The sequence below is a fragment of the Pseudomonas sp. EMN2 genome (genome assembly GCF_009650555.1).
In the GTDB taxonomy this organism is placed as follows: domain Bacteria; phylum Pseudomonadota; class Gammaproteobacteria; order Pseudomonadales; family Pseudomonadaceae; genus Aquipseudomonas; species Aquipseudomonas sichuanensis.
This window is the reverse complement of record NZ_VZZR01000017.1, coordinates 22,870-43,158: the sequence shown is the minus strand read 5'-3', so window position 1 is coordinate 43,158 and position 20,289 is coordinate 22,870. Positions and strand designations below refer to the sequence as shown.

At 65.9% G+C, this 20,289-nt stretch carries 18 protein-coding genes and 1 pseudogene; 8 read left to right on the top strand and 11 right to left on the bottom strand.

The window, feature by feature from the left end; translation table 11 throughout:
• Positions 1–93 precede the first annotated feature (93 nt).
• The 3 genes from F6X61_RS06880 to F6X61_RS06870 are packed head-to-tail and all read left to right on the top strand — an operon-like array spanning position 94 to position 1,348.
• On the top strand, positions 94–642 hold the full coding sequence (locus F6X61_RS06880; RefSeq protein ID WP_153785962.1) for a chalcone isomerase family protein: 549 nt from the start codon (positions 94–96) through the stop codon (positions 640–642).
• Between the two features lie 2 nt (positions 643–644).
• A complete protein-coding gene (locus tag F6X61_RS06875) occupies positions 645–1,181 on the top strand; it encodes a DUF3833 domain-containing protein (RefSeq protein WP_153785961.1) in 537 nt (178 codons plus the stop codon).
• Entirely contained in the window at positions 1,178–1,348 is a 171-nt protein-coding gene (locus F6X61_RS06870; RefSeq protein WP_153785960.1) for a DUF2256 domain-containing protein, read from the top strand. Before F6X61_RS06875 ends, F6X61_RS06870 begins: the two co-directional genes overlap by 4 nt.
• Here F6X61_RS06870 and F6X61_RS06865 read toward each other — a convergent pair.
• The 7 genes from F6X61_RS06865 to F6X61_RS06835 form a co-directional block, all read right to left on the bottom strand.
• Positions 1,298–1,786 (bottom strand): DUF2878 domain-containing protein, encoded by a 489-nt coding sequence (locus F6X61_RS06865; RefSeq protein ID WP_153785959.1) that lies wholly within the window; start codon positions 1,784–1,786, stop codon positions 1,298–1,300. The genes F6X61_RS06870 and F6X61_RS06865 overlap by 51 nt on opposite strands.
• Positions 1,787–1,788: 2 nt before the next feature.
• Positions 1,789–3,048: a cyclopropane-fatty-acyl-phospholipid synthase family protein gene (locus F6X61_RS06860; RefSeq protein ID WP_153785958.1), complete on the bottom strand. Its 1,260-nt coding sequence runs from the start codon at positions 3,046–3,048 to the stop codon at positions 1,789–1,791.
• Positions 3,023–3,835, bottom strand: a complete 813-nt coding sequence (locus tag F6X61_RS06855; RefSeq protein WP_153785957.1) for a DUF1365 domain-containing protein — start codon at positions 3,833–3,835, stop codon at positions 3,023–3,025. Before F6X61_RS06855 ends, F6X61_RS06860 begins: the two co-directional genes overlap by 26 nt.
• Complete coding sequence (locus F6X61_RS06850; RefSeq protein WP_153785956.1) at positions 3,832–5,079, bottom strand: NAD(P)/FAD-dependent oxidoreductase; 1,248 nt, start codon at positions 5,077–5,079, stop codon at positions 3,832–3,834. The genes F6X61_RS06855 and F6X61_RS06850 overlap by 4 nt, the downstream gene beginning before the upstream one ends.
• 6 nt (positions 5,080–5,085) lie before the next feature.
• On the bottom strand, positions 5,086–5,838 hold the full coding sequence (locus F6X61_RS06845; protein WP_153785955.1) for an SDR family NAD(P)-dependent oxidoreductase: 753 nt from the start codon (positions 5,836–5,838) through the stop codon (positions 5,086–5,088).
• A complete protein-coding gene (locus F6X61_RS06840) occupies positions 5,835–6,257 on the bottom strand; it encodes a nuclear transport factor 2 family protein (protein ID WP_153785954.1) in 423 nt (140 codons plus the stop codon). Before F6X61_RS06840 ends, F6X61_RS06845 begins: the two co-directional genes overlap by 4 nt.
• A gap of 223 nt (positions 6,258–6,480) precedes the next feature.
• Entirely contained in the window at positions 6,481–6,927 is a 447-nt protein-coding gene (locus F6X61_RS06835; protein ID WP_153785953.1) for a PAS domain-containing protein, read from the bottom strand.
• 120 nt (positions 6,928–7,047) lie between these two features.
• On the opposite strand from F6X61_RS06835, the gene F6X61_RS06830 reads away from it, so the two are divergent.
• Entirely contained in the window at positions 7,048–7,947 is a 900-nt protein-coding gene (locus F6X61_RS06830) for a MerR family transcriptional regulator (protein WP_153785952.1), read from the top strand.
• A gap of 29 nt (positions 7,948–7,976) precedes the next feature.
• On the opposite strand, the gene F6X61_RS06825 is transcribed toward F6X61_RS06830, so the two are convergent.
• Together F6X61_RS06825 and chrA are read right to left on the bottom strand one after the other, a co-directional pair.
• Entirely contained in the window at positions 7,977–9,728 is a 1,752-nt protein-coding gene (locus F6X61_RS06825; protein WP_153785951.1) for an SH3 domain-containing protein, read from the bottom strand.
• Between the two features lie 507 nt (positions 9,729–10,235).
• Positions 10,236–11,600: a chromate efflux transporter gene (gene chrA / locus F6X61_RS06820; RefSeq protein ID WP_153785950.1), complete on the bottom strand. Its 1,365-nt coding sequence runs from the start codon at positions 11,598–11,600 to the stop codon at positions 10,236–10,238.
• Between the two features lie 369 nt (positions 11,601–11,969).
• Between chrA and F6X61_RS06815 the strand changes: the two genes are divergently transcribed.
• Entirely contained in the window at positions 11,970–13,871 is a 1,902-nt protein-coding gene (locus F6X61_RS06815) for a potassium transporter Kup (protein WP_178125785.1), read from the top strand.
• A 97-nt stretch (positions 13,872–13,968) separates the two neighbouring features.
• Positions 13,969–14,622 (top strand): SMI1/KNR4 family protein, encoded by a 654-nt coding sequence (locus tag F6X61_RS06810; protein ID WP_153785949.1) that lies wholly within the window; start codon positions 13,969–13,971, stop codon positions 14,620–14,622.
• Between the two features lie 67 nt (positions 14,623–14,689).
• Here F6X61_RS06810 and F6X61_RS06805 read toward each other — a convergent pair whose 3' ends face one another.
• The gene (locus F6X61_RS06805; protein WP_153785948.1) at positions 14,690–15,460 is read right to left on the bottom strand and encodes an SDR family NAD(P)-dependent oxidoreductase; all 771 of its coding nucleotides are present in this window, start codon (positions 15,458–15,460) and stop codon (positions 14,690–14,692) included.
• A gap of 43 nt (positions 15,461–15,503) precedes the next feature.
• Entirely contained in the window at positions 15,504–15,953 is a 450-nt protein-coding gene (soxR, locus tag F6X61_RS06800; RefSeq protein ID WP_347881692.1) for a redox-sensitive transcriptional activator SoxR, read from the bottom strand.
• Between the two features lie 118 nt (positions 15,954–16,071).
• On the opposite strand from soxR, the gene F6X61_RS06795 reads away from it, so the two are divergent.
• Entirely contained in the window at positions 16,072–17,166 is a 1,095-nt protein-coding gene (locus F6X61_RS06795; RefSeq protein WP_153785946.1) for an efflux RND transporter periplasmic adaptor subunit, read from the top strand.
• Positions 17,163–20,225, top strand: a pseudogene (locus tag F6X61_RS06790) (MexW/MexI family multidrug efflux RND transporter permease subunit); the annotation flags it as partial. The gene F6X61_RS06795 and the pseudogene F6X61_RS06790, both read left to right, overlap by 4 nt.
• Positions 20,226–20,289: the final 64 nt, after the last annotated feature.

The following is a 20,289-nucleotide window of genomic DNA, read 5'->3' as shown; positions in this document are numbered from 1 at the left end:
CAAAAATCTATACAAAACCAAGATTTCACCTGGGAATATCTATACAAGAAAATATACTTGTACAGTATCCGCACACACCCAGGTGCTCGCGACATGCCCCCCAGCCCCGCAAGGCGAAAGCTGATCACCCTGGCCATCCTCCTGGCCCTGACCCAGCCCGCCTGCGCAGACTGGCGCACCGCCATGCCACAGACCCACTTGACCGGCAGCGGCGATTTCAGCTGGTTCGGCCTGCGCCTCTACAGCGCCCGCCTGTACAGCGCCGGCTCGCCGCAAGGCTGGAATAAGCCCTTCGCCCTAGAACTGCGCTACCACCGCGCACTGTCCCGCGACACCCTGATCGACGCCAGCCTCAGCGAAATGCGCCGCCTTGCCGCGCAGCCGCCAAGCCCGCAAACCCTCGAGCGCTGGGCAAACAACATGCGCGCCGCGTTCGTCGATGTGCGGCCGGGCATGCGCATCACCGGGCTGTACCTGCCCAGGCAAGGCTGCAGTTTCTACGTCGACGGCCAACTGCGCGCCGAGGTCGCCGACCCAGCCTTCGCCCGGGCGTTCTTCGCCATCTGGCTGGACCCGCGAGCCCGAGACCCACAGTTGCGCCAACGCCTGCTCGGGCTGGCTGAAGACGATCGTGGAGGCTGACCATGCGTAACCTTGCACTCGTGCTTGCCTGCCTGCTGCTCGGCAGTTGCGGCAATGTCGGCGTCGAACACTACCGCGGGCAGAAACCGGGCCTGGACCTGGTGGCGTTCTTTGCCACTCCGGTAGAAGCCTGGGGCATGTTCCAGAAGCGCAACGGCGAAGTGGTCAAGCGCTTCCACGTGCGCATCGACAGCCGCCGTGAAGGCGAGCGGCTGATCCTCGACGAGCACTTCGTCTACAGCGACGGCACCCGCCAGCAGCGCACCTGGACGCTCACGCCAGACGGCCCCGGGCGCTGGCGCGGGCGGGCAGGGGATGTGATCGGCGAGGCCCGTGGCGAGGTAGCGGGCAATGCGCTGCGCTGGCAATACCGCCTGGATCTGCCGGTGGATGGCAATCACTGGCAGGTGGACCTGGACGACTGGATGTACCTGATGGATAAAGACACCCTGATCAACCGCTCGAGCATGCGCAAGTTCGGCGTGGAGATCGGGCAGATCACCTTGTTCTTCCGGCGTTTGCCCCAGGCCGTCGAATGAACAAAAGCCTGTTGCCGAGCAAAGTCTGCGTGGCCTGTGGCCGGCCGTTCACCTGGCGCAAGCGCTGGGCGCGTTGCTGGCAGCAGGTGCGCTACTGCTCCGAGCGCTGCCGTCGCTCAGCGCCACGCGGCCAGGCGCAAGGCCAACGGCAAGGCGAGCGCCCATAGCGGCGCCAGTATCAGGGCCGTGGCGAGCGGGCCCAGCGGCAGGCTGACGCCCGCGAGCTGCGCACCAGCCAGATAGGCTGGCGGGCCGCCCAGTAGACCCAGCAGCACCCCGCGCCAGGCCGGTCGTGTGGCCCAGGCCAGGCTGTGGCGCAGGCCGCTGGCCAGCACCAGCCACAGCAACGCCAGCCAGCCGGGTAGCGGCCATTGCGCAAAGCTGAAGACCCCCAGCGCGCCCAGCAGGCTGTCGAGCAGGCAACCGGCAAGCGTAACGCGCAACAGCGCCCACGCTTCGCCCACGCGGTCGTGGCAACAGCGCAGGTGCAGCGCCAGCCCCACAGGTACGATCAACAGCAGCCAGGGCCGCGTTGCACCAAGCACGCAGGCCCACCAACCAGCCTGCAGCCACAGCGCATTGCCCAGCAGCCACATGCGGGGCATGTTCAGGCGCCCGGCAGCGGTGCCCGGCGTGCCTGGGGTGTGGCCCAGAGCAGTTGCGCCACACCTATTACCCGCTCCTCGAAGCCGCCCTGGCAGTAGCACAAGTAGAACTCCCACAGCCGCTGGAAGGTGTCGTCGTAACCCATTTCACTGAGCGCCCCGCGCGCCAGGCGCAGGTTGTCGCGCCAGTGGCGCAGGGTGCGTGCATAGTCCTGGCCGAAGTCCTCCATGTGCAGCAGGTTCAACGCGGTCTGCCGGCTGGCGGTGTCGAGCAGCACGCTCAGCGAGGGCAAGGCGCCGCCGGGGAAGATGTAGCGCTGGATGAAGTCCACCGAACGGCGCGCCTGGGCGTAGCGCTGGTCGCGGATGGTGATGGCCTGCAGCAGCATCAGGCCGTCGTCCTTGAGCAGCGCGGCGCACTGGCGGAAATAGGTCGGCAGGTAACGGTGGCCCACGGCCTCGATCATCTCGACCGACACCAGCTTGTCGAAGCGCCCGCGCAGGTCGCGGTAGTCCTCGCACAGCACGGTGATGCGCTGCTCCAGGCCGAGCGCCTTGACCCGCTGCAGGGTATGGCTGTACTGCGCCTGGGACAGCGTGGTGGTGGTGACCCGGCAGCCATGGCGGGTGGCGGCGTGGATGGCCAGGCTCCCCCAGCCGCTGCCGATCTCCAGCAAGTGGTCGTGGGGCTTGAGCTCGAGCTTCTGGCAGATGCGTTCGAGCTTGTTCAACTGCGCCTGTTCCAGGCTTTGCTCGGCGCTGTCGAACTGCGCGGCGGAATACATCATGGTTGGGTCGAGCAGGCGTTCGAACAGGGCATTGCCCAGGTCGTAATGGGCCAGGATATTGCGCCGCGCGCCGCGCCGGCTGTTGCGATTGAGGCTGTGCAGCAGGCGCAGGGCCGGGCGGCCGAAGCGCGCCAGGCCGCGTTCCATGGCATCGAGCACGTCGAGATTGGCGACAAACAGACGGGTCACTGCCGCCAGGTCAGGGCTGCGCCAGTAACCGTGGATATAGGCTTCGCCGGCGCCGATCGAGCCATTGCCGGCCACCATGCCCCAGGCGGCCTCGTCCAGGATCTCGACTTCGGCGTACAGCGCGCTGCCGGTTTCGCCGAAGGTCCATTGGCGGTCATTGCCGATCAGCCGCAGCTGGCCGCGGCTGATCCGGCGCAGCTGGGCCAGCACGGCGCTCCTGACCAGGCCACCGAGCAGCGGTGTCAGGCCCGCCGATTTGCTAACGCTCAACGTGGGTTCGGGCATGTTCGGGCTCCTCGCGGGTGGTTTGGCCAAGGCGCAGCGTGCCCTGGCTTGCGCGGTGATCGTGGATGGGCGTGCGCTTGAACAGCAGGCGCAGGGCTTGCCAGTAGATGGCCGACAGCGTGCGCAGGCTCATCCACGGGAAGGCCAGCAGGTGCTGGTGCAAGGTGCTGCGGTTGAGCTCCCGGCGCTCCAGGGTCAGGTCGGCGGCGAACACCGGCTGCCCTTTGCGGCGGTTTTCCATGTGAATGCGCACTCGCTGGGCATCGAGGAAAAAGCGCAGGCGGTACTCCATGTCCAGCGGCATGAACGGCGACACATGGAAGGCCTTGGCCACGCAGAACTGTCGCGGCAGACCTGGCTGCACCGGCAGCACGTAGTGGAAGCGTTCGCGCCAAGGGGTGTTGCGCACCTCCAGCAGGATCGCCGCGAGCTGGCCGTCGCGGTCATGGCAGAAGTAGAAACTCACCGGGTTGAACGACAGCCCCCAGCAGCGTGGCTGGGTGAGCAGGTGCACGGCGCCCTCGGGTGCCTGCCCGGTCGCCTGGCCGACCAGTTGGCGGGCCGCCTGGGCCAACGGCATGCCGCTGCAGGTGAGGGCCGGCAGGTAGTCGCTTTCACGCCAGCACAGCGGGGCCAGGCGCGAGTGCCCGAGCCAGCGCGACAGGCCGAGCAGCCAGGGCTGTTCGGCCAGGTCCAGGTAGAGCATGCCGATGCGGTAGCGAAAGGCATGCGGGCGCGGGGTCAGGCGCCGGTGGCTGACCCAGCCGCGGCACAGGCTGCTGTTCACAGGCGCTCTCCAAAGTGTTCGGCCACTTGCAGCGCGCTGACCACGCCATCCTCGTGAAAGCCGTTGGCCCAGTAAGCACCGCAGTAATAGCTGTGCTGGCGCCCCTGCAACTCGCCTTGGCGGGCTTGGGCGGCCAGTGCCGCCAGGCTGTATTGCGGGTGGGCGTACTGGAAGCGGGCGAGGATCTGCGCCGGGTCCACCAGGGCGGTCTGGTTCAGGCTTACGCAGAACGTCACCGGCGCCTCGATGCCCTGCAGGATGTTCATGGCGTAGGTCAGCGCGGCGGGGGCCTGTTCGCTGCCGCCCAGGCGGTAGTTCCAGCTAGCCCAGGCCTTGCGCCGCCTTGGCAGCAGGCGGGTGTCGGTGTGCAGCAGCACATCGTTGCTGGCGTAGCGGATGGCGCCGAGCACCGCGCGCTCCTCGCTGCTGGGGGCCTCCAGCAGCGCCAGGGCCTGATCGCTGTGGCAGGCGAACACCACGTTGTCGAAGCGTTCGGTGCCGGCCGTGCTGTTCAGCGTCACGCCGCCATCGTCACGGCACACCTGCCTGACTGCGCAGTTCAGGCGAATGCGCTCGGCGAACGGCCGGCACAGCGGCGCCAGGTAACTGCGCGAACCGCCTTCGATCACCCGCCATTGCGGGCGGTGGTTGACCGACAGCAAGCCGTGGTTGCGGCAAAAGCGCACGAAGAACTGCAGCGGGAAGCCCAGCATGTCGCTGCGCGACATCGACCAGATCGCCGAGCCCATGGGCACGATGTAATGGTCGATGAAACGCTGGCCGTAGCGCTGCGTGCGCAGGTAGGCGCCAAGGGTGGTGGTGGCTTCGATGCGTTGGTTGTCCAGGTCGGCGAGGGCCTGGCGGTTGAAGCGCAGGATGTCTCGCAGCATGCCCCAGAAGCCCGGCGACAGCAGGTTGCGCCGTTGCGCGAACAGGCTGTCGAGGGTGTGGCCGTTGTACTCGAAGCCCGTGCGCGGATCGTGCACCGAAAAGCTCATCTGCGTGGGCCGCGAGGCCACCCCCAGGTAGCCCAGCAGGCGAATGAAGCTGGGGTAGGTCCAGTCGTTGAACACGATGAACCCGGTGTCCACGGCATAGTGCCGGCCGCGCCACTGCACATCGACCGTGTGGGTGTGGCCACCGATCCAGTCGGCGGCCTCGAACACCGTGACTTCATGCCGGCGCGAGAGCAGGTGGGCGCAGGTCAGGCCGGCGATGCCGCTGCCGATGATGGCGATCCGCATGTTCGGCTACCCCTGTTCACGGCGGGCCATGCGCTGGCCCAGCTTAAGGCGCCAGCGCACGGGCAGCGCGCCGAGCAGGCGCAACACGCAGGTGAACAGGCCGGGGAAGTTGATCTCCAGTGGCCGCTGCGCCAGGCGGGCGGCGATATGCCGGGCGGCGCGCTCGGCACTCCACATTTGCGGCATGGCGAAGTCGTTGCGCCGGGTAAGCGGCGTATCGACGAAGCCGGGGCTGACCAGGGTGACATCGATGCCTTGGTTGATCAGGTCGATGCGCAGCGACTCGACCAGGTAGCGCACCGCAGCCTTGGAGGCGCCGTAAGCACCGGCCCGTGGCAGCGCCAGCCAGCTTACCGAGCTGCCCACCACCACCAGATGTGGCCGTTGGCCGCGCCGCAGCAGGGGCAGGGCGGCCTGGATGCAGTGGCACAGGCCCAGCAGGTTGGTGCGCATAACCCGTTCGACCAGGGCCGGGTCGAAGTGGCCGGGCTCCAGGTACTCGCAGGTGCCGGCATTGAGGATCACCAGATCGAGGGCGCCCCAGTGCTGCTCGATAGCCGCAGCGATCTGCGCCACTTGCGGCGCTTCGCTGATATCACCGACGGCCAATAACGTCTGGCCTGCAAAGCGCTCGGCCAACGCTTGCAAGCTGCTGGCCTGGCGGCCACCCAGCGCGACCTGATGGCCTTGTTCCAGCAGGCGCAGCGCCAGGGCGGCGCCGATACCGCTGCTGGCGCCGGTCAACCAGCAGCGGTTCATGCCAGCCGGCCCTTGAGCCAGCCGATCAGCCCACCGACCACGGGCACGTGCTCGTACAGCAATGCGCCGACATCGAAGTAGTCCTGGTGAAAGTCGACCCGATCGCGCCAACGCAGGTGGGTGCAACCGTCAAGGCTGATCGGCCTTCCGCCGGCCAGGCGCGGGTGGCAAAAATGCAGGGTCCAACGCAGGTAGCCGTGGCCTGGCTGTACCTGGTCGGCGCCGTGAAAGTCGTAACGGATGTCCTGCACGTTGGCGTACAGCGTGGCGAAGTAGGCACGCAGGGCGGGCAGGCCCTCGATCTGGTGCAATGGGTCGCGGAAGGTCACCGCTTCGCTGTACAGCTCGTCGAGCCGCTGGAGGTTGCCAGCGTGCAAGCCGGCAAAGCGTTCGGCGAAGGTTTGCAGGTAGTCGGACATGCGCGGCTCCAGGCAATCCTGTACACGGAACTATTTTTGTACAGGTATATCTGAAGCCTATGTGTAAAACTGTACAAGTCAACCAAATTGTATAGTTTTAGAGGGGCGCCTAGAACGTGGGAGCGGGCTTGCCCCGCGAAGGGCCAGGTCAGGGAATCACAAGTTTAATGGCACCGGCTTCGCCGGTGATCGCGGGGCAAGCCCGCTCCCACGGGCGTGTACATCATTCGTTGCCGTTCGATAGCTGCTGGCGCAGGTGCGCCACCTCGGCTTCGAGCTCGCGGACTTTCTGCTCGGCGGATACCTGTGCACTGACGTCGCGCTGAATGCCGATGAAGTAGGTCAACTGGTCGGCCTCGTTGTGGACCGGGGTGATCGACAGTTCGTTCCAGAACAGGCTGCCGTCCTTGCGGTAGTTGCGCAGCACTTCGCGGCAAGGGCGGCCGTCGCGGATCGCCTCGCGGATGGCGGCAAGCCCTGGCTGGTCATGGTCCTGGCCCTGCAGGAAGCGGCAGTCCTGGTAGAGGATGTCGTCGACGGCATAGCCGGTCAGGCGTTCGAACGCCGGGTTGGCATAAATCAGGATGCTGTCGCTGCCTTCCTGTTCGGCGACGACGATGCCGTCGTTGGAGGTTTCGACCATCAGTTGCAGAAGCTTTGCATCGATCATGTGGACCTCGGGTAATGGTGGCGTGCGCGCTTGCCGCCATGATGACGCACGAACGCTCGGCGAAAAAGGCGGGGATGGGTTTAGAATGGCGTCCCCGGCCCCTGGATCCGCACCTGCCCGATGACCGAAGCGATTTCCCCTGATTTGCTGCCCATGCGCGACGTGGTGAGCCTGACCGGCATCAACCCGGTGACCCTGCGCGCCTGGGAGCGCCGCCACGGGCTGATCAGCCCCCAGCGCACCGAAGGCGGCCATCGCCTGTACACGCCCGAGGATGTACAGCGCATCCGCGACATCCTGCACTGGACGGGCAGTGGCCTGCCGATCAGCAAGGTCGGCGAGTTGCTGGCCCGTCAGCACGAGCAGGGGGCTCGGGCGGTCGAGCAGGGCAGCGATGCCTTCGACGACTGGCGCGCGGCCGTGCTGCGGGCCACCCAGGCCTTCGATGGACAGGCGCTCGAGGCCCTGCATGGCCAGGTGTTCACCTTGTTCCCCAAAACCGTCGCACTGCGCGAAGTGCTGATGCCGGTGTGGCACCAGTTGGCCGCGGGCACCGCGTTCGGCCAGCGCAGCCAGTGGCTGTTCCTCGATACCTTCCTGCGCGCTCGGCTGTTGCTGCGCCTGCAACTGAACCAGCCAGCCGCGCCGCGCGTGCTGTTGAGCGCAGCCAATGGCATTAGCGAGTTGGAACTGCTGTGCAGCGCCCTGTTGCTGGGTGGGGAACAGCAGCGTATCGAGGTGCTCGGCAACGCCCAGCCGCTGGATGAGCTGCCGCTGCTGTGCGTGGCCATGCGCCCGGCGGCACTGGTGATCAGGGTGCAGGGCCCGATCAGCCCGGCCCTGGCCACGCGGTTGCGTAGCCTGCAGATGGAAATCGCCTGCCCGATGGCGTTGCTGGGCGACGGCCTGGCCGAATTTGCACCGCTGTTGCAGGGCATCCCGCTGGCGCTGCTGGAGGGGCAGGGCGCCGAGGCCGGGCCCAAGCTTGCGGCTTTGCTCAGGGGCGCACTGGAGCTGTAAACGCTCCACTTCTCCAGTAGCGTCTCGGGCTAGGCATGCAGCCAGAACGCGAATTCGGCGAACTGCTCGCCGTTCCACCAGTTAGCGGTCCCGCGGCCATATTGGAAGTTCTTGGCGCCGGCCTGGCTCTGCAGCGGCGCGATGACATTGCCGGCCGTGTCGCGGCGCGCGGATTGCTCGGCGGTTTCGGGCACGATCATGACGATGTGCCCCGACCGGCCATCTTCCTTGCGCCGCGCGACGATGAGGCCGATGGCGCCCTGGTTGGCCTCGGCCTGCAGGGTGGTCAGCGTGCCGGTCTGACGCCAGCCGAACCCAGGGCCGAAATCACGCAGCCACCTGAACAGGTCGTTGGCGCGCATTTCCCGCAGGGTGTCGCCGATCAGTGGCGTGACCTGTTGGCCTGCGGCCAGCTTGAGCAGGGCCGGCGTACTCCACCAGCAGCGCGGCAGGTAGGCACCGGCGAGCAGGCAGTAGTCGTGGGCGTAGATGTTGCAGAAGGTCAGCCCGTCATGCGGCTGGTAGCGAAGGTGTGCCGTGTTGTCGACGGCCAGCCATTGGATGATGGCTGCCAGCGACTCACGCAACTCGCCTGCGCTGGTGCCCTGGCGGGTTGGCTGCCTGGCTTCGTTGAGCGAATGGGCGTCAGCCGGGTTGGCCCGGCGGGTGACCACGCCGTTCTTGCGCGGCATGAACACGGCGGGGATAGCGGAGCCGCGTGGCAGGCTCGGCAACCGGGCGTTCTGGTCTTGCACGGTGCTGGGTTGAGGGGAGGGCTGGGTGATCTCGATCACCGCGTCGTCAGCTGCCGGCACCAGGAAACGCTTGGCGCAGAAACCGCGCACGCGTGCGCCGGACAAACTGGTTTCGATGCTGACGAAGCCGTTTTCAGCCGTTTTGCTCAACACCCGTACCGGATGGCCATCCGGCAGGTTCGCCACGACGTTGGCCTGTGCCGGGGTACTGATGACGGGTTGGCTGCGCACCCGCAGCATGCCTTCGCGGGTATCCACCCGCATCGCCGTACCCATGCCGGAAAGCGGGCTGGGCGCGGCCACGATGGCCTGGCCGGGTGCTGGCGTGGGCAGGGCAGGCGGTGCCGGGTCGGTCGGTACCGTGTGGCACAGGCGAATGAAGTCGAACAGGTTCTCGCCGTAGAAACGATCATCGCTCTTGTGGCCCTGCTTCAACCCTTTCGAGGGGACGAAACCACCGGTGTTGTAGACGATGCCGACCTGGGCGAATTCCAGGTCGCTGAGCGGTTGCCGGCGCTGCTCGAAGCCCAGTTGCCGAAGTGCGCCCTTGAGTTCATCCATCGCGCGGCCAAGGGAGCCGCTGAAGGTCGCCCAGTGGCGGTCGAGAAAGAAATCGGGCTCGGGCTTGAAGAACTGCAGGTCCAGCTGGAACACGCCATAGCCGTGGCAGAACTTGTTGGGTTTCTTGGCCACGTCCTGGTAACCCGGCACGAACCTGGCCATGTCCACCAGTGCCTGGTGGCCCATGGCGAACATCAGGTCGCCACGCGGGCGCAGCAGCAGTTCGGCCTTGTTGCGCGGGAAGGCCTTGCGCCCGGCGGTGTCGTCCAGCGTATCGCCGACGCACAGCGCGGTGACCTGGGGCAAGGGCAGCTTGGCCTTGCGCAGGAACGGCCAGATGCTGCCGGTTTCCTGGCAGGCCAGTGCGGTGAGGTGGTCCACCGTCAAGGGCGTGCCGATGATCGCCTGGGCCATGTCCTGCTGAAACTGCTCCTTGAACCAGCGAATATCCTGAGTGCCTGGCATGTCAGAACCCTCCGGGGAAGGGGCGGTTGCGGACGGTGCGGGGGTATTTCTCAGGGGCGGGCCAATCGCCATGGCTGAGCGCACAGGGCGTGAGGCGTATGGAGGGGGCGGGCAGATGATGGTCGGCACGCTGCGGTGCGTGCTCATACGCCGTTGGAAGCACAAAAGGCGACATGAACGTCTCCCTGAAACAAGTTCCGTCTAGCGAACTGCTCAGGGTCGTCGTTTACCCTTCTCTGGGCGAGATAGCTGCGCATGAAAGGACCGCGCGGCCGCAATCCAGATCGGGCCGTGCGGGCGAAACGTTTCAACGCTACTGATTGAAGTCAAGTCAATGGCGCTGAAAAAGCAAGGCAGTGGGGTAATGCCGGTCAGTTAAGCCAATTGGGGCTGCTTTGCAGCCCTTCGCGGGTAAATCGCAGCGGCGAACCGCCGCTCCCACAGGATCGTCAAGCAACGAGTGCCGGGCGTGCCGACCAGGTCCGGGCTGATGCAGCGCCTGTGCGGTCACCCCCGCAACAGGTGCACCGCCAGGCCCGCCAAGGCACAGGCGAGCAGCACTTGAATCACCCCTCGGTGCCAGCGGAACAATGCCAGCGCCGCGCCCGCCGCAATCAGCGCCGAAGGCCAGTCGAATGCCCCGGCGAAGCCGTTGGGCCACAGCACGTGGTAGCCGAAGAACAGCGCCAGGTTGAGGATCACGCCCACGACGGCAGCCGTGATCGCGGTCAGTGGCGCCGTGAAGCGCATTTCGCCGTGGGTGGACTCCACCAACGGGCCGCCGGCCAGGATGAACAGGAACGACGGCAGGAAGGTGAACCAGGTGACCAGGCTTGCCGCGACCGCCCCGGCAAGCAACGGATGGTCGGCACCGAACATTGGTTGCAGGTAGCCACCGACGAAGCCGACGAACGCCACCACCATGATCAGCGGCCCTGGCGTGGTTTCCCCCAGCGCCAGGCCATCGATCATCTGCGTGGGCGACAGCCAGCCGTAATGGCCGACAGCCCCCTGGTACACGTAGGGCAACACTGCGTAGGCACCGCCGAAGGTCAACAGGGCGGCTTTGGTAAAGAACCAGCCCATTTGCGTCAGGGTGCCGTCCCAGCCGAATGCCAGGGTCAGCAGTCCCATGGGCAGCAGCCATAGCGCGGCGCCAATCAGCATCAGGCGCAGCAGGTGCCGCCAACGAAAACGCGCATGTTCGGGGGGCGGCGTATCGTCATCGATCAGCGCCGGCCCGTAGTGATGGCGGGCGGCGCCCTGACCGCCACCGATGACGAAGGTGCCGGGGGCCAGTCGCCCGCCCGCATAGCCGACTATGGCGGCCACCAGCACGATCAGCGGGAAGGGCACATTCAGGGCGAAAATGGCCACGAACGACGCGCCGGCGATGGCCCACAACCCGCCGTTTTTCAGCGCGCGCGAGCCGATGCGGTGGGCCGCATGCAACACGATCGCGGTCACCGCAGGCTTGATGCCGTAAAAGATGCCGGCCACCACCGGCACTTCGCCAAAGGCCAGGTAGACCCACGACAAGCCGATCAGGATGAACAGCGACGGCAGCACGAACAGGGCGCCGGCAATCACGCCGCCCCAGGCGCGGTGCATCAGCCAGCCAATGTAGGTGGCCAATTGCTGGGCCTCGGGGCCGGGCAGCAACATGCAGTAGTTCAGTGCGTGCAGGAAGCGTTTTTCGCTGATCCAGCGCCGGCGCTCCACCAGCTCCTGGTGCATGATCGCGATCTGCCCGGCAGGCCCGCCAAAGCTGATGAAGCCCAATTTGAGCCAGAAGCGCAGGGCTTCGGCCAGGCTTATCGGCGGCCTGGCCGCGAGTGGCTGTTCGCTGACCGGCGTGCTGCCTTCACTCATTGTCGATGTCCTCGTGTGGCAAAACCGTCAGCCGGGGTCGCTCACCTTCGGCTGCCGAGCGGCGCAGTGGGTGGTGAGGGTTGCGCAGGACATTAATCGATATCTGCTCGAAGTCGAAAGCCCGGTTTCACTGGACGACCCACATCCGCGGTGTCCATCAGCCGTGGCGATTGGCCTGGTGGCGTGGATGCCGTGCTTTTTTACGCTCTTTTTACGGCCGGCCAGATCGCGTGCAAGGATACTGGCCGCCTCTGCTGCCCGGTCCGCAGGGCCTCAGGCAGGTAGCCGGGGGCGGAGCGGGCGCCACGCGAGGTCGTCATGCACAGGGAGGGCAGGCGCTTTCCACCTGCCAGCCCAGAGACGTCATCCGTGAGCCAGAGCGTTACCGCTGCAACCCCAACCCACCCCGGCAAGACCACCGCCATCGGCACCCTCGTTGCCGCGGTCGGCGTGGTCTATGGCGACATCGGCACCAGCCCGTTGTACACCCTCAAGGAAGTCTTCGCCGGCCACTACGGCGTCCAGGCCAATACCGCCGGTGTGCTCGGCGTGTTGTCGCTGGTGTTCTGGTCGTTGATCTGGGTGGTGTCGATCAAGTACGTGCTGTTCATTCTGCGGGCCAGCAACCAGGGCGAAGGCGGCATCATGGCCCTGACCGCACTGGCGCACCGGGCCGCGGCGCCCTATGCGCGCCTGGGCAAGGGGCTGGTGCTGCTGGGGCTGTTCGGCGCCGCGTTGTTCTACGGCGACAGCATGATCACTCCGGCGATATCGGTGCTTTCGGCGGTGGAGGGCTTGCAACTGGCCTTCGACGGGATCGAGCACTGGGTGGTGCCGTTGTCGGTGGTGGTGCTGGTGGCGCTGTTCGTCATCCAGAAGCACGGCACCGCGCGCATCGGCATCCTGTTCGGGCCGATCATGGTGCTGTGGTTCGTCGTGCTTGGGGCGCTTGGCGTGCATGGCATCGCCCAGCGCCCCGAGGTGCTGCAGGCGCTCAACCCGGCCTGGGCGGTGCAGTTCTTCGTGGTCCACCCCGGCATGGGCGTGGCCATCCTGGGCGCCGTGGTGCTGGCGTTGACCGGCGCCGAAGCGCTATATGCCGACATGGGCCACTTCGGCCGCAAGCCCATCGCCAGGGCCTGGTTCCTGCTGGTGCTGCCGGGGCTGGTGCTGAACTACTTCGGCCAGGGCGCGCTGATCCTTGGCAACCCGGACGCAGTGCGCAACCCGTTCTACCTGCTCGCCCCCGAGTGGGCCCTGCTGCCCATGGTCGGGCTGGCCACGCTGGCCACCATCATCGCCTCCCAGGCGGTGATCTCCGGCGCCTTCTCCCTTACTCGCCAGGCCATCCAGCTCGGTTATGTGCCGCGCATGTTCATCCAGCACACCTCCAGCGAAGAGCAGGGGCAGATCTACATCGGCATGGTCAACTGGGCGTTGATGGTCGGCGTGGTATTGCTTGTGGTGGGCTTCGAGTCGTCCAGTGCATTGGCCGCCGCCTATGGCGTTGCGGTGACCGGCACCATGCTGATCACCACCTTGCTGGCCTCGGCGGTGGTGCTTTTGCTGTGGAAGACGCCACGCTGGTTGGCGATCCCGCTGTTGCTGGGCTTTTTGCTGGTAGACAGCCTGTACTTTGCCGCCAACGCCCCGAAGATCCTGCAAGGCGGTGCGTTCCCGGTGATCGCCGGGGTTGCCCTGTTCGTGCTGATGACCACCTGGAAGCGCGGGCGCAGGCTTATCGTCGAGCGGCTCGACGAAGGCGCGCTGCCACTGGACCTGTTCATCGCCAGCCTGCAGTACCAGCCACCCCACCGGGTCACGGGCACTGCGGTGTTCCTCAGCGCCAGGCCCGAAGCGGTGCCGCACGCGCTGCTGCACAACCTGCTGCACAACCAGGTGTTGCACGAGCAGGTGGTGCTGCTGACGGTGGTGTTCGAGGACGAACCGCGGGTCAGCGCTGGCAAGCGTTTCGAGGTCGAAGCCTTCGGTGAGGGTTTCTTCCGGGTAAGCCTGCATTTCGGTTTCATGGAAGAGCCCAACGTGCCTCTGGCCCTGAGCCGCTGCCAGCGCGACGACCTTGAGTTCGCCGCCATGCGTACCACTTATTTCCTCAGCCGGGAAACCGTCATCGCCAGCAAGCGCATGGGCATGGCCAGGTGGCGTGAACACTTGTTCGCGTTCTTGCTCAAGAACGCCAACAGCAACCTCAAGTACTTCCAGTTGCCGCTGAACCGGGTGATCGAGCTCGGGACGCAAGTGGAGATGTGAGCTGATCGGCGAGTTCAAACCCTCGGGCCGGGTAGTTTTGACCGCGGTGTGCCCAGTCCTGCTCTATGCTGAAGCCTTCGTCCATAGGGAGTCTGTGATGAAAGCGACGTTAGAGCGACTGGATAAGTGGTTGCAAGGCAACCTGGACGAAGTACATGCCGACCTGGCGCCAGGCTGCTCGGAGGCCGCGCTGGCCGAGTTCGAAGCGCTGGTAGGACGGGACTTTCCAGAGGGCTTGAAAGCACTCTACCGATGGCATGACGGGCAAAAAGGCAAGGCGAGCACTGGCCCGTTCTTTGGGCTGACTTTCCTGCCTTTGGCAGAGGCCCTTAAACACTGGGCGTCGTGGAAGGACCTGGTCGAGGAGTGGTCTGACGAAGACATGGCGGCGGCTAGCGACTTCTGCACCTCGGCACGGCCCGGCGCCATCAAGCCATCCTATGCCAACCGCTACTGGATTCCGTTTGCCTACGACTATGGCGGCAATCATCTGGGGGTTGACCTGGACCCTGCAGAGCACGGCAGCGTGGGGCAGGTCATCAACTTTGGTCGCGACGAAGAAGAGAAATTCGTGGTGGCCAGTTCTGTGGAGGCCTTTGTGGAGTGGCTGGTCGAACAGTTCGAGACTGGCAATGTGGCGATCAGGGTGGAGGATGATGGGGCGCGCAGCCTGAATACCAAGGTGCCGGAGCTGCATCACTTTCTGGATTCTATGCAGGTGCTGTTTGCCGAGCAGCGGCCGGGCGGGTGATGGGCTAGCGCCTGCCTTGCAATCGCATGTGGGCCAACAAGCGGTCTTGTACGTGGCCACGGTCGCCTCACCAGTCAACCGACTTCCCATCCCAAGCCCAGAACGTCCCACTGTCCTCCGGCCCATGACTGCCCACCAACTGCAAGATGCACTGCGCAGCAAAGGCCGGCTCGAACAGCTTGCCCGGTGCCACGTTGGCCTGGAATGGTCGTGACAGCCGGGTATCGGTGGTACCGGGGTGAATGGCCAGCACCGTCGCCGCCGGGTTCAGCCGCCTGAGTTCGATACTGGCGGTGCGCAGCAACTGGTTGAGCGCCGCCTTGCTGGCCCGGTAGCTGTACCAGCCGCCCAAGCGGTTGTCGCCGATCGACCCGACCCGCGCCGACAGCGCGGCGAAGGTGACGGGTTGGTGGCGGAGCAACGGCAGCAAATGCTTGAGCAGCAGAATCGGGGCGAAGGCATTGGTGGCGAAACTGGCCTGCAGGCTGGCAAGGTCCAGTTGTGCCAGCGACTTCTCTGCCCGTGCCGGTGCGTCGTGCAGTACGCCCAGGGTGCAGAGCACCAGGTGCAGGTGCGGGCAGGTGGCGCTCACTTGCCGTGCCAGGTTTTCCAGCGCGTGTTCGTCACGGGCGTCGCAGTCGATGCGGGTCAGGCGTTGGCCGTGTTGCCGGGCCAGGGCTGCCAGCTCCGGTGATTGGTTTGCCTGGCGCGAAACGGCAAAGACTTGCACGACGTCATCGCGTGCCAGCAACTGCGTGCACAGCGCCAGGCCGATGCCTTGGCTGGCGCCGCAGACCAGGGCGTTGGCTGATCCGGGCAGATCGGTGATCAGACTCACAGGAACCTCCGGCTACGTGTGGGCGGTTGAGCCACCCTCGCCATCAAGACTCGCTGGCTGTCCGGCTGCCGTTTTCGAGGATCCTGGGGCCGGCACCTTCCTGGCCCAGCACATCACCCGGGTTGCGCAATGGGCAATCCTCCAGCGACAGGCAACCGCAACCAATGCAATTGTCGAGGCTGTCGCGCAGGGCTTCCAGCGTGCGTATACGTGCGTTCAGGTCCTCTCGCCAGGCCGATGACATTTCACCCCACTGGGCGGCGGTGAGCTTGCTGTTGGGGGCGTAGCGGCCCAGGGCACGCTTGATTTCCTCAAGGGGAATACCCGTGCGCTGCGCCACCTTGATGATGGCGATGGTGCGCAGTACCAGCGCGGGGAAGCGCCGCTGGTTGCCCGCCGTGCGGGTGCTGGCGATCAGCCCCTTGGCCTCGTAGAAGTGCAGCGTGGACACCGGTACGCCGCTGCGTCGGGTGACTTCCCCCACGGTAAGCAAGCGGGTGCTGTCGCTGGTTGTTTTCGCTGCCACGGTTGTTGACCTCAAGTTAAGTTGAGCTCTTATAGTCCCGTCCGATCTTTCCCGCAATCGTTTCCCCTGATGATCGGAGCCATGGATGAACAAGCGGACCATGATGGCCGGGGCCGTGCTGGCCTGTGTGCTGGCCGGTGCATACACCCTCACGCGCAGCGATTCGGCAGCTCCGTCCGCGGCGGCCTGGCCGGCGACCAAGGTTGCCCTGGCCACGGCCGAGCAGGTCGAGTTGGCGCGCCAGCGTTTTGCCTCGGGCGAACTGGAGGCAGTCAATCAGGTGCAGGTGGCGGCGGAGGCAGCGGGGCGGGTCACGCGCATCGCCTTCGAGTCCGGCCAGGCTGTCAGCGCCGGGCAGTTGCTGGTGCAACTCAACGATGCCCCTGAGCAGGCCCTGCGCCTGCAGTTGCGCGCCAAGCTGCGCAATGCCGAAGTGGCGTTGCAGCGTGCGCGCAAGCTGCGGGTGATGAATGCCGTCTCCCAGGAGCTGCTCGACAACGCGGCGACCGTGGTGGATGTAGCCAGCGGCGAGCTGCAGCATGTCGAAGCACTGATCGCGCAGAAGGCCATCCGCGCACCCTTTGCCGGCAGGATCGGCATTCGCCGGGTGCATCAGGGCCAGTACCTGGGAGCCGGCGAGACCATCGCCAGCCTGGCGGATGCCCGCCAGCTGCAGGTCAACTTCTCGCTGGGCGAGGAGGCCACGCCTGCGCTGCGCGTTGGGCAACGGCTGACACTGAGCGTGGATGCTGTGCCGGGGCGTGATTTCCAGGCTCAGGTGGTCGCCGTCGATCCGCTGGTCAGCAAGGCGCGCCTGGTCCAGGTGCAGGCCACCCTGGGCAACCCGGACGGGCAGTTGCAGCCGGGCATGTACACCGGCGTACGCCTGGAGGCGGCGCAGCCGTCAAGGGTGCTGGCCGTGCCGGAAACCGCGATTACCTATACCGCCTACGGACAGACGGTGTTCATCGCCACCCAGGACCCGGTGCATGGCACCCGTGTCAGCCGGGTACGGGTCACCACCGGCGAGCGCTGGCAGGGCCGGGTGGAAATCCTCTCTGGCCTGGCGCCAGGTGACCGGGTGGTGGTTTCCGGCCAGTTGAAGCTGGGCGACGGCATGCAGGTCGAGCCGGTGGCCCAGGACAGCCTCCAGGACGTGCAAGGGAGCCGGCAATCGTGAGGTTCACCGATCACTTCGTACGCCGCCCGGTGCTGGCGCTGGTGGTCAGCAGCCTGATCATCCTGATCGGGCTGTTTGCCATGGGCAAGCTGCCGATCCGCCAGTACCCGCTACTGGCAAGCTCGACCATCACCATCAGCACCGAATACCCCGGTGCCTCCGCCGAGCTGATGCAGGGCTTTGTCACCCAGCCGATCACTCAGGCCGCCTCTTCGGTCGAGGGCGTCGACTACATGACCTCGTCCTCCCAGCAGGGGCGCAGCCTGATCACCCTGCGCATGGTGCTCGACCGTGACCCGGCCCAGGCGTTGGCCGAGACCATGGCCAAGGTCAACCAGGTGCGCTACCGCTTGCCGGAAAAAGCCTATGACCCGGTGGTGGAACTGTCGGCAGGCGACTCGACGGCAGTGGCTTATGTGGGCTTTGCCAGCGACAGCCTGTCGATCCCCGAGCTGAGCGACTACCTGGCGCGGGTGGTCGAGCCGCAGTTTTCTGGCATCGACGGCGTGGCCAAGGTGCAGTCCTTTGGCGGGCGACGCCTGGCCATGCGCCTGTGGCTGGACAGCGAGCGCATGGCCGGGCGTGGGGTGACGGCCGCCGATGTGGCGCAGGCGGTGCGCGCCAACAACTACCAGGCGACGCCGGGGCAGGTGCGCGGGCAGTACGTGCTGGCCGATATCCAGGTCGATACCGACCTGACCCGTATCGAGGGCTTCCGTGACCTGGTCATCCGCAACGATGGCACGGACCTGGTGCGTCTGCGGGATGTGGGGACTGTCGAACTGGACGCGGCGGCCACCCAGACCAGCGCGACCATGGATGGCCGGCCTGCGGTGCACCTGGGCTTGTTCCCCACGCCGTCGGGCAACCCCCTGGTGATCGTCGAAGGTATCCGCCAGTTGCTGCCGCAGATCCAGCAAACCCTGCCGCCCGGGGTGACGGTGGCGCTGGCCTATGAAACCGCGCGCTTCATCGACGCCTCGATCGACGAGGTGCTGCGCACGCTGGTCGAGGCCATGCTGATCGTCGTGCTGGTGATCTGGTTGTGCCTGGGGTCGCTACGCAGCGTGGTGATCGCGGTGGTGGCCATCCCGCTGTCGATGCTCGGGGCGGCGGAGCTGATGCTGTTGTTCGGCTTCAGCTTGAACCTGCTGACCTTGTTGGCCATGGTCCTGGCCATCGGCCTGGTGGTGGACGATGCGATCGTGGTGGTGGAAAACGTGCACCGGCATATCGAAGAAGGCCAGACGCCGGTTGCGGCGGCCTTGGCCGGTGCGCGGGAGATCGCAGGGCCGGTGATCGCCATGACCCTGACCCTGGCGGCCGTGTATGCGCCGATCGGGATGATGGGCGGGTTGACCGGCACACTGTTCCGCGAGTTCGCCCTGACCCTGGCCGGGGCGGTGATGGTGTCCGGTGTGGTGGCATTGACTCTGTCACCGGTGATGAGCTCGCTGCTGTTGCAACCCGCCCGCCGGCACGGGGCGGGCGCGAACCGGGCCGACAGGTTCTTCGCGGTGCTGACCGGGGCCTACTCGCGGGTGCTGGCGTTCACCCTGGCGCGGCGCTGGATCGGCGGTGGGGTGGCGCTGCTGCTGTGCCTGAGCCTGCCCTGGCTGTACCTGATGCCGCAGCGCGAGCTGGCCCCGCCGGAGGACCAGGCGGCGGTACTGACGGCCATCAAGTCGCCGCAACATGCGAGCCTCGACTATGTCGAGCGCTTTGCCCTCAAGCTCGACCAAGTGATGAAGTCGATGGCGGAAACCACCGATACCTGGATCATCAATGGCACGGATGGGCCCGCGGCCAGTTTCGGCGGCATCAACCTCAGTGCCTGGGGCGCACGCGAGCGTTCCGCCGTGGAGGTCCAGGCGCAGTTGCAGCAGGCCGTCGCGGACATCGAGGGCAGCAGCATCTTCGTGTTCCAGGTGGCGTCACTGCCGGGCTCCAGCGGTGGTTTGCCGGTGCAGATGGTGATGCGCAGCGCGCAGGATTACCCGGTGCTGTACCAGACCATGGAAACCTTCAAGCAGCGGGCCCGGGATAGCGGCCTGTTCAGCGTGGTGGACAGCGACCTCGACTACAACAATCCGGTGGTCAAGGTGAGCATCGACCGGGCCAAGGCTGCCAGCCTGGGTATCCGCATGCAGGACATCGGCGAGTCGCTGGGCGTGCTGGTGGGGGAGCAGTACCTCAACCGTTTTGCCTTGCTCGGGCGCTCCTACGATGTGATCGCGCAGAGTGTCCAGGACCAACGCTTGACGCCTGCGGCGTTGAATCGGCAGTACGTGCGGGTCGAAGGGGGAAGCCTGGTGCCGCTGTCCACGGTGGTGAAGTTGGACATCGAGGTTGCGCCGAACCGCCTGCTGCAGTTCGATCAACAGAACGCCAGCACCCTGCAGGCGATCCCCGCTCCCGGTGTCTCGATGGGCAACGCGGTGGCGTTTCTCGAACAGCTCGCCGGCGAGCTGCCGCCGGGCTTCAGCCATGACTGGCAATCGGAGTCACGCCAGTTTGTGCAGGAAGGTTTCGCCTTGATGGGGGCGTTTCTCGCGGCCCTGGTGGTGATCTACCTGGTGCTCGCCGCGCAGTACGAGAGCCTGGTGGATCCGTTGATCATTCTGGTGACCGTGCCGCTATCTATCTGCGGGGCGCTGCTGCCTTTGGCGCTGGGCTGGGCCACGCTCAACATTTACACGCAGATCGGCTTGGTTACCTTGATCGGCCTGATCAGCAAGCACGGCATCTTGATGGTGGAGTTTGCCAACGAGATCCAGGTGCGGGACAACCTCGATCGCGCATCGGCCATCCTCCATGCCGCGAAGATCCGCCTGCGGCCGGTGCTGATGACCACGGCGGCGATGACCTTCGGCGTGATCCCGCTGCTGTTCGCCAGCGGGGCCGGGGCCAACAGCCGCTTTGGACTGGGGGTGGTGATCGTCTGCGGCATGCTGGTTGGCACATTGCTCACTTTGTTCGTATTGCCTGCTGTCTATGCCTGGCTGGCGCGTGATCACCGGGTGACGACGGTGCGCCAGCAGCAGTTGGCAGAGGCGGACCGGCGGCTTGGGGCAGGGGTGAGCGGCGGACCGGCGTTGTGGCAAGCTTCCTTAGAACAGCAGT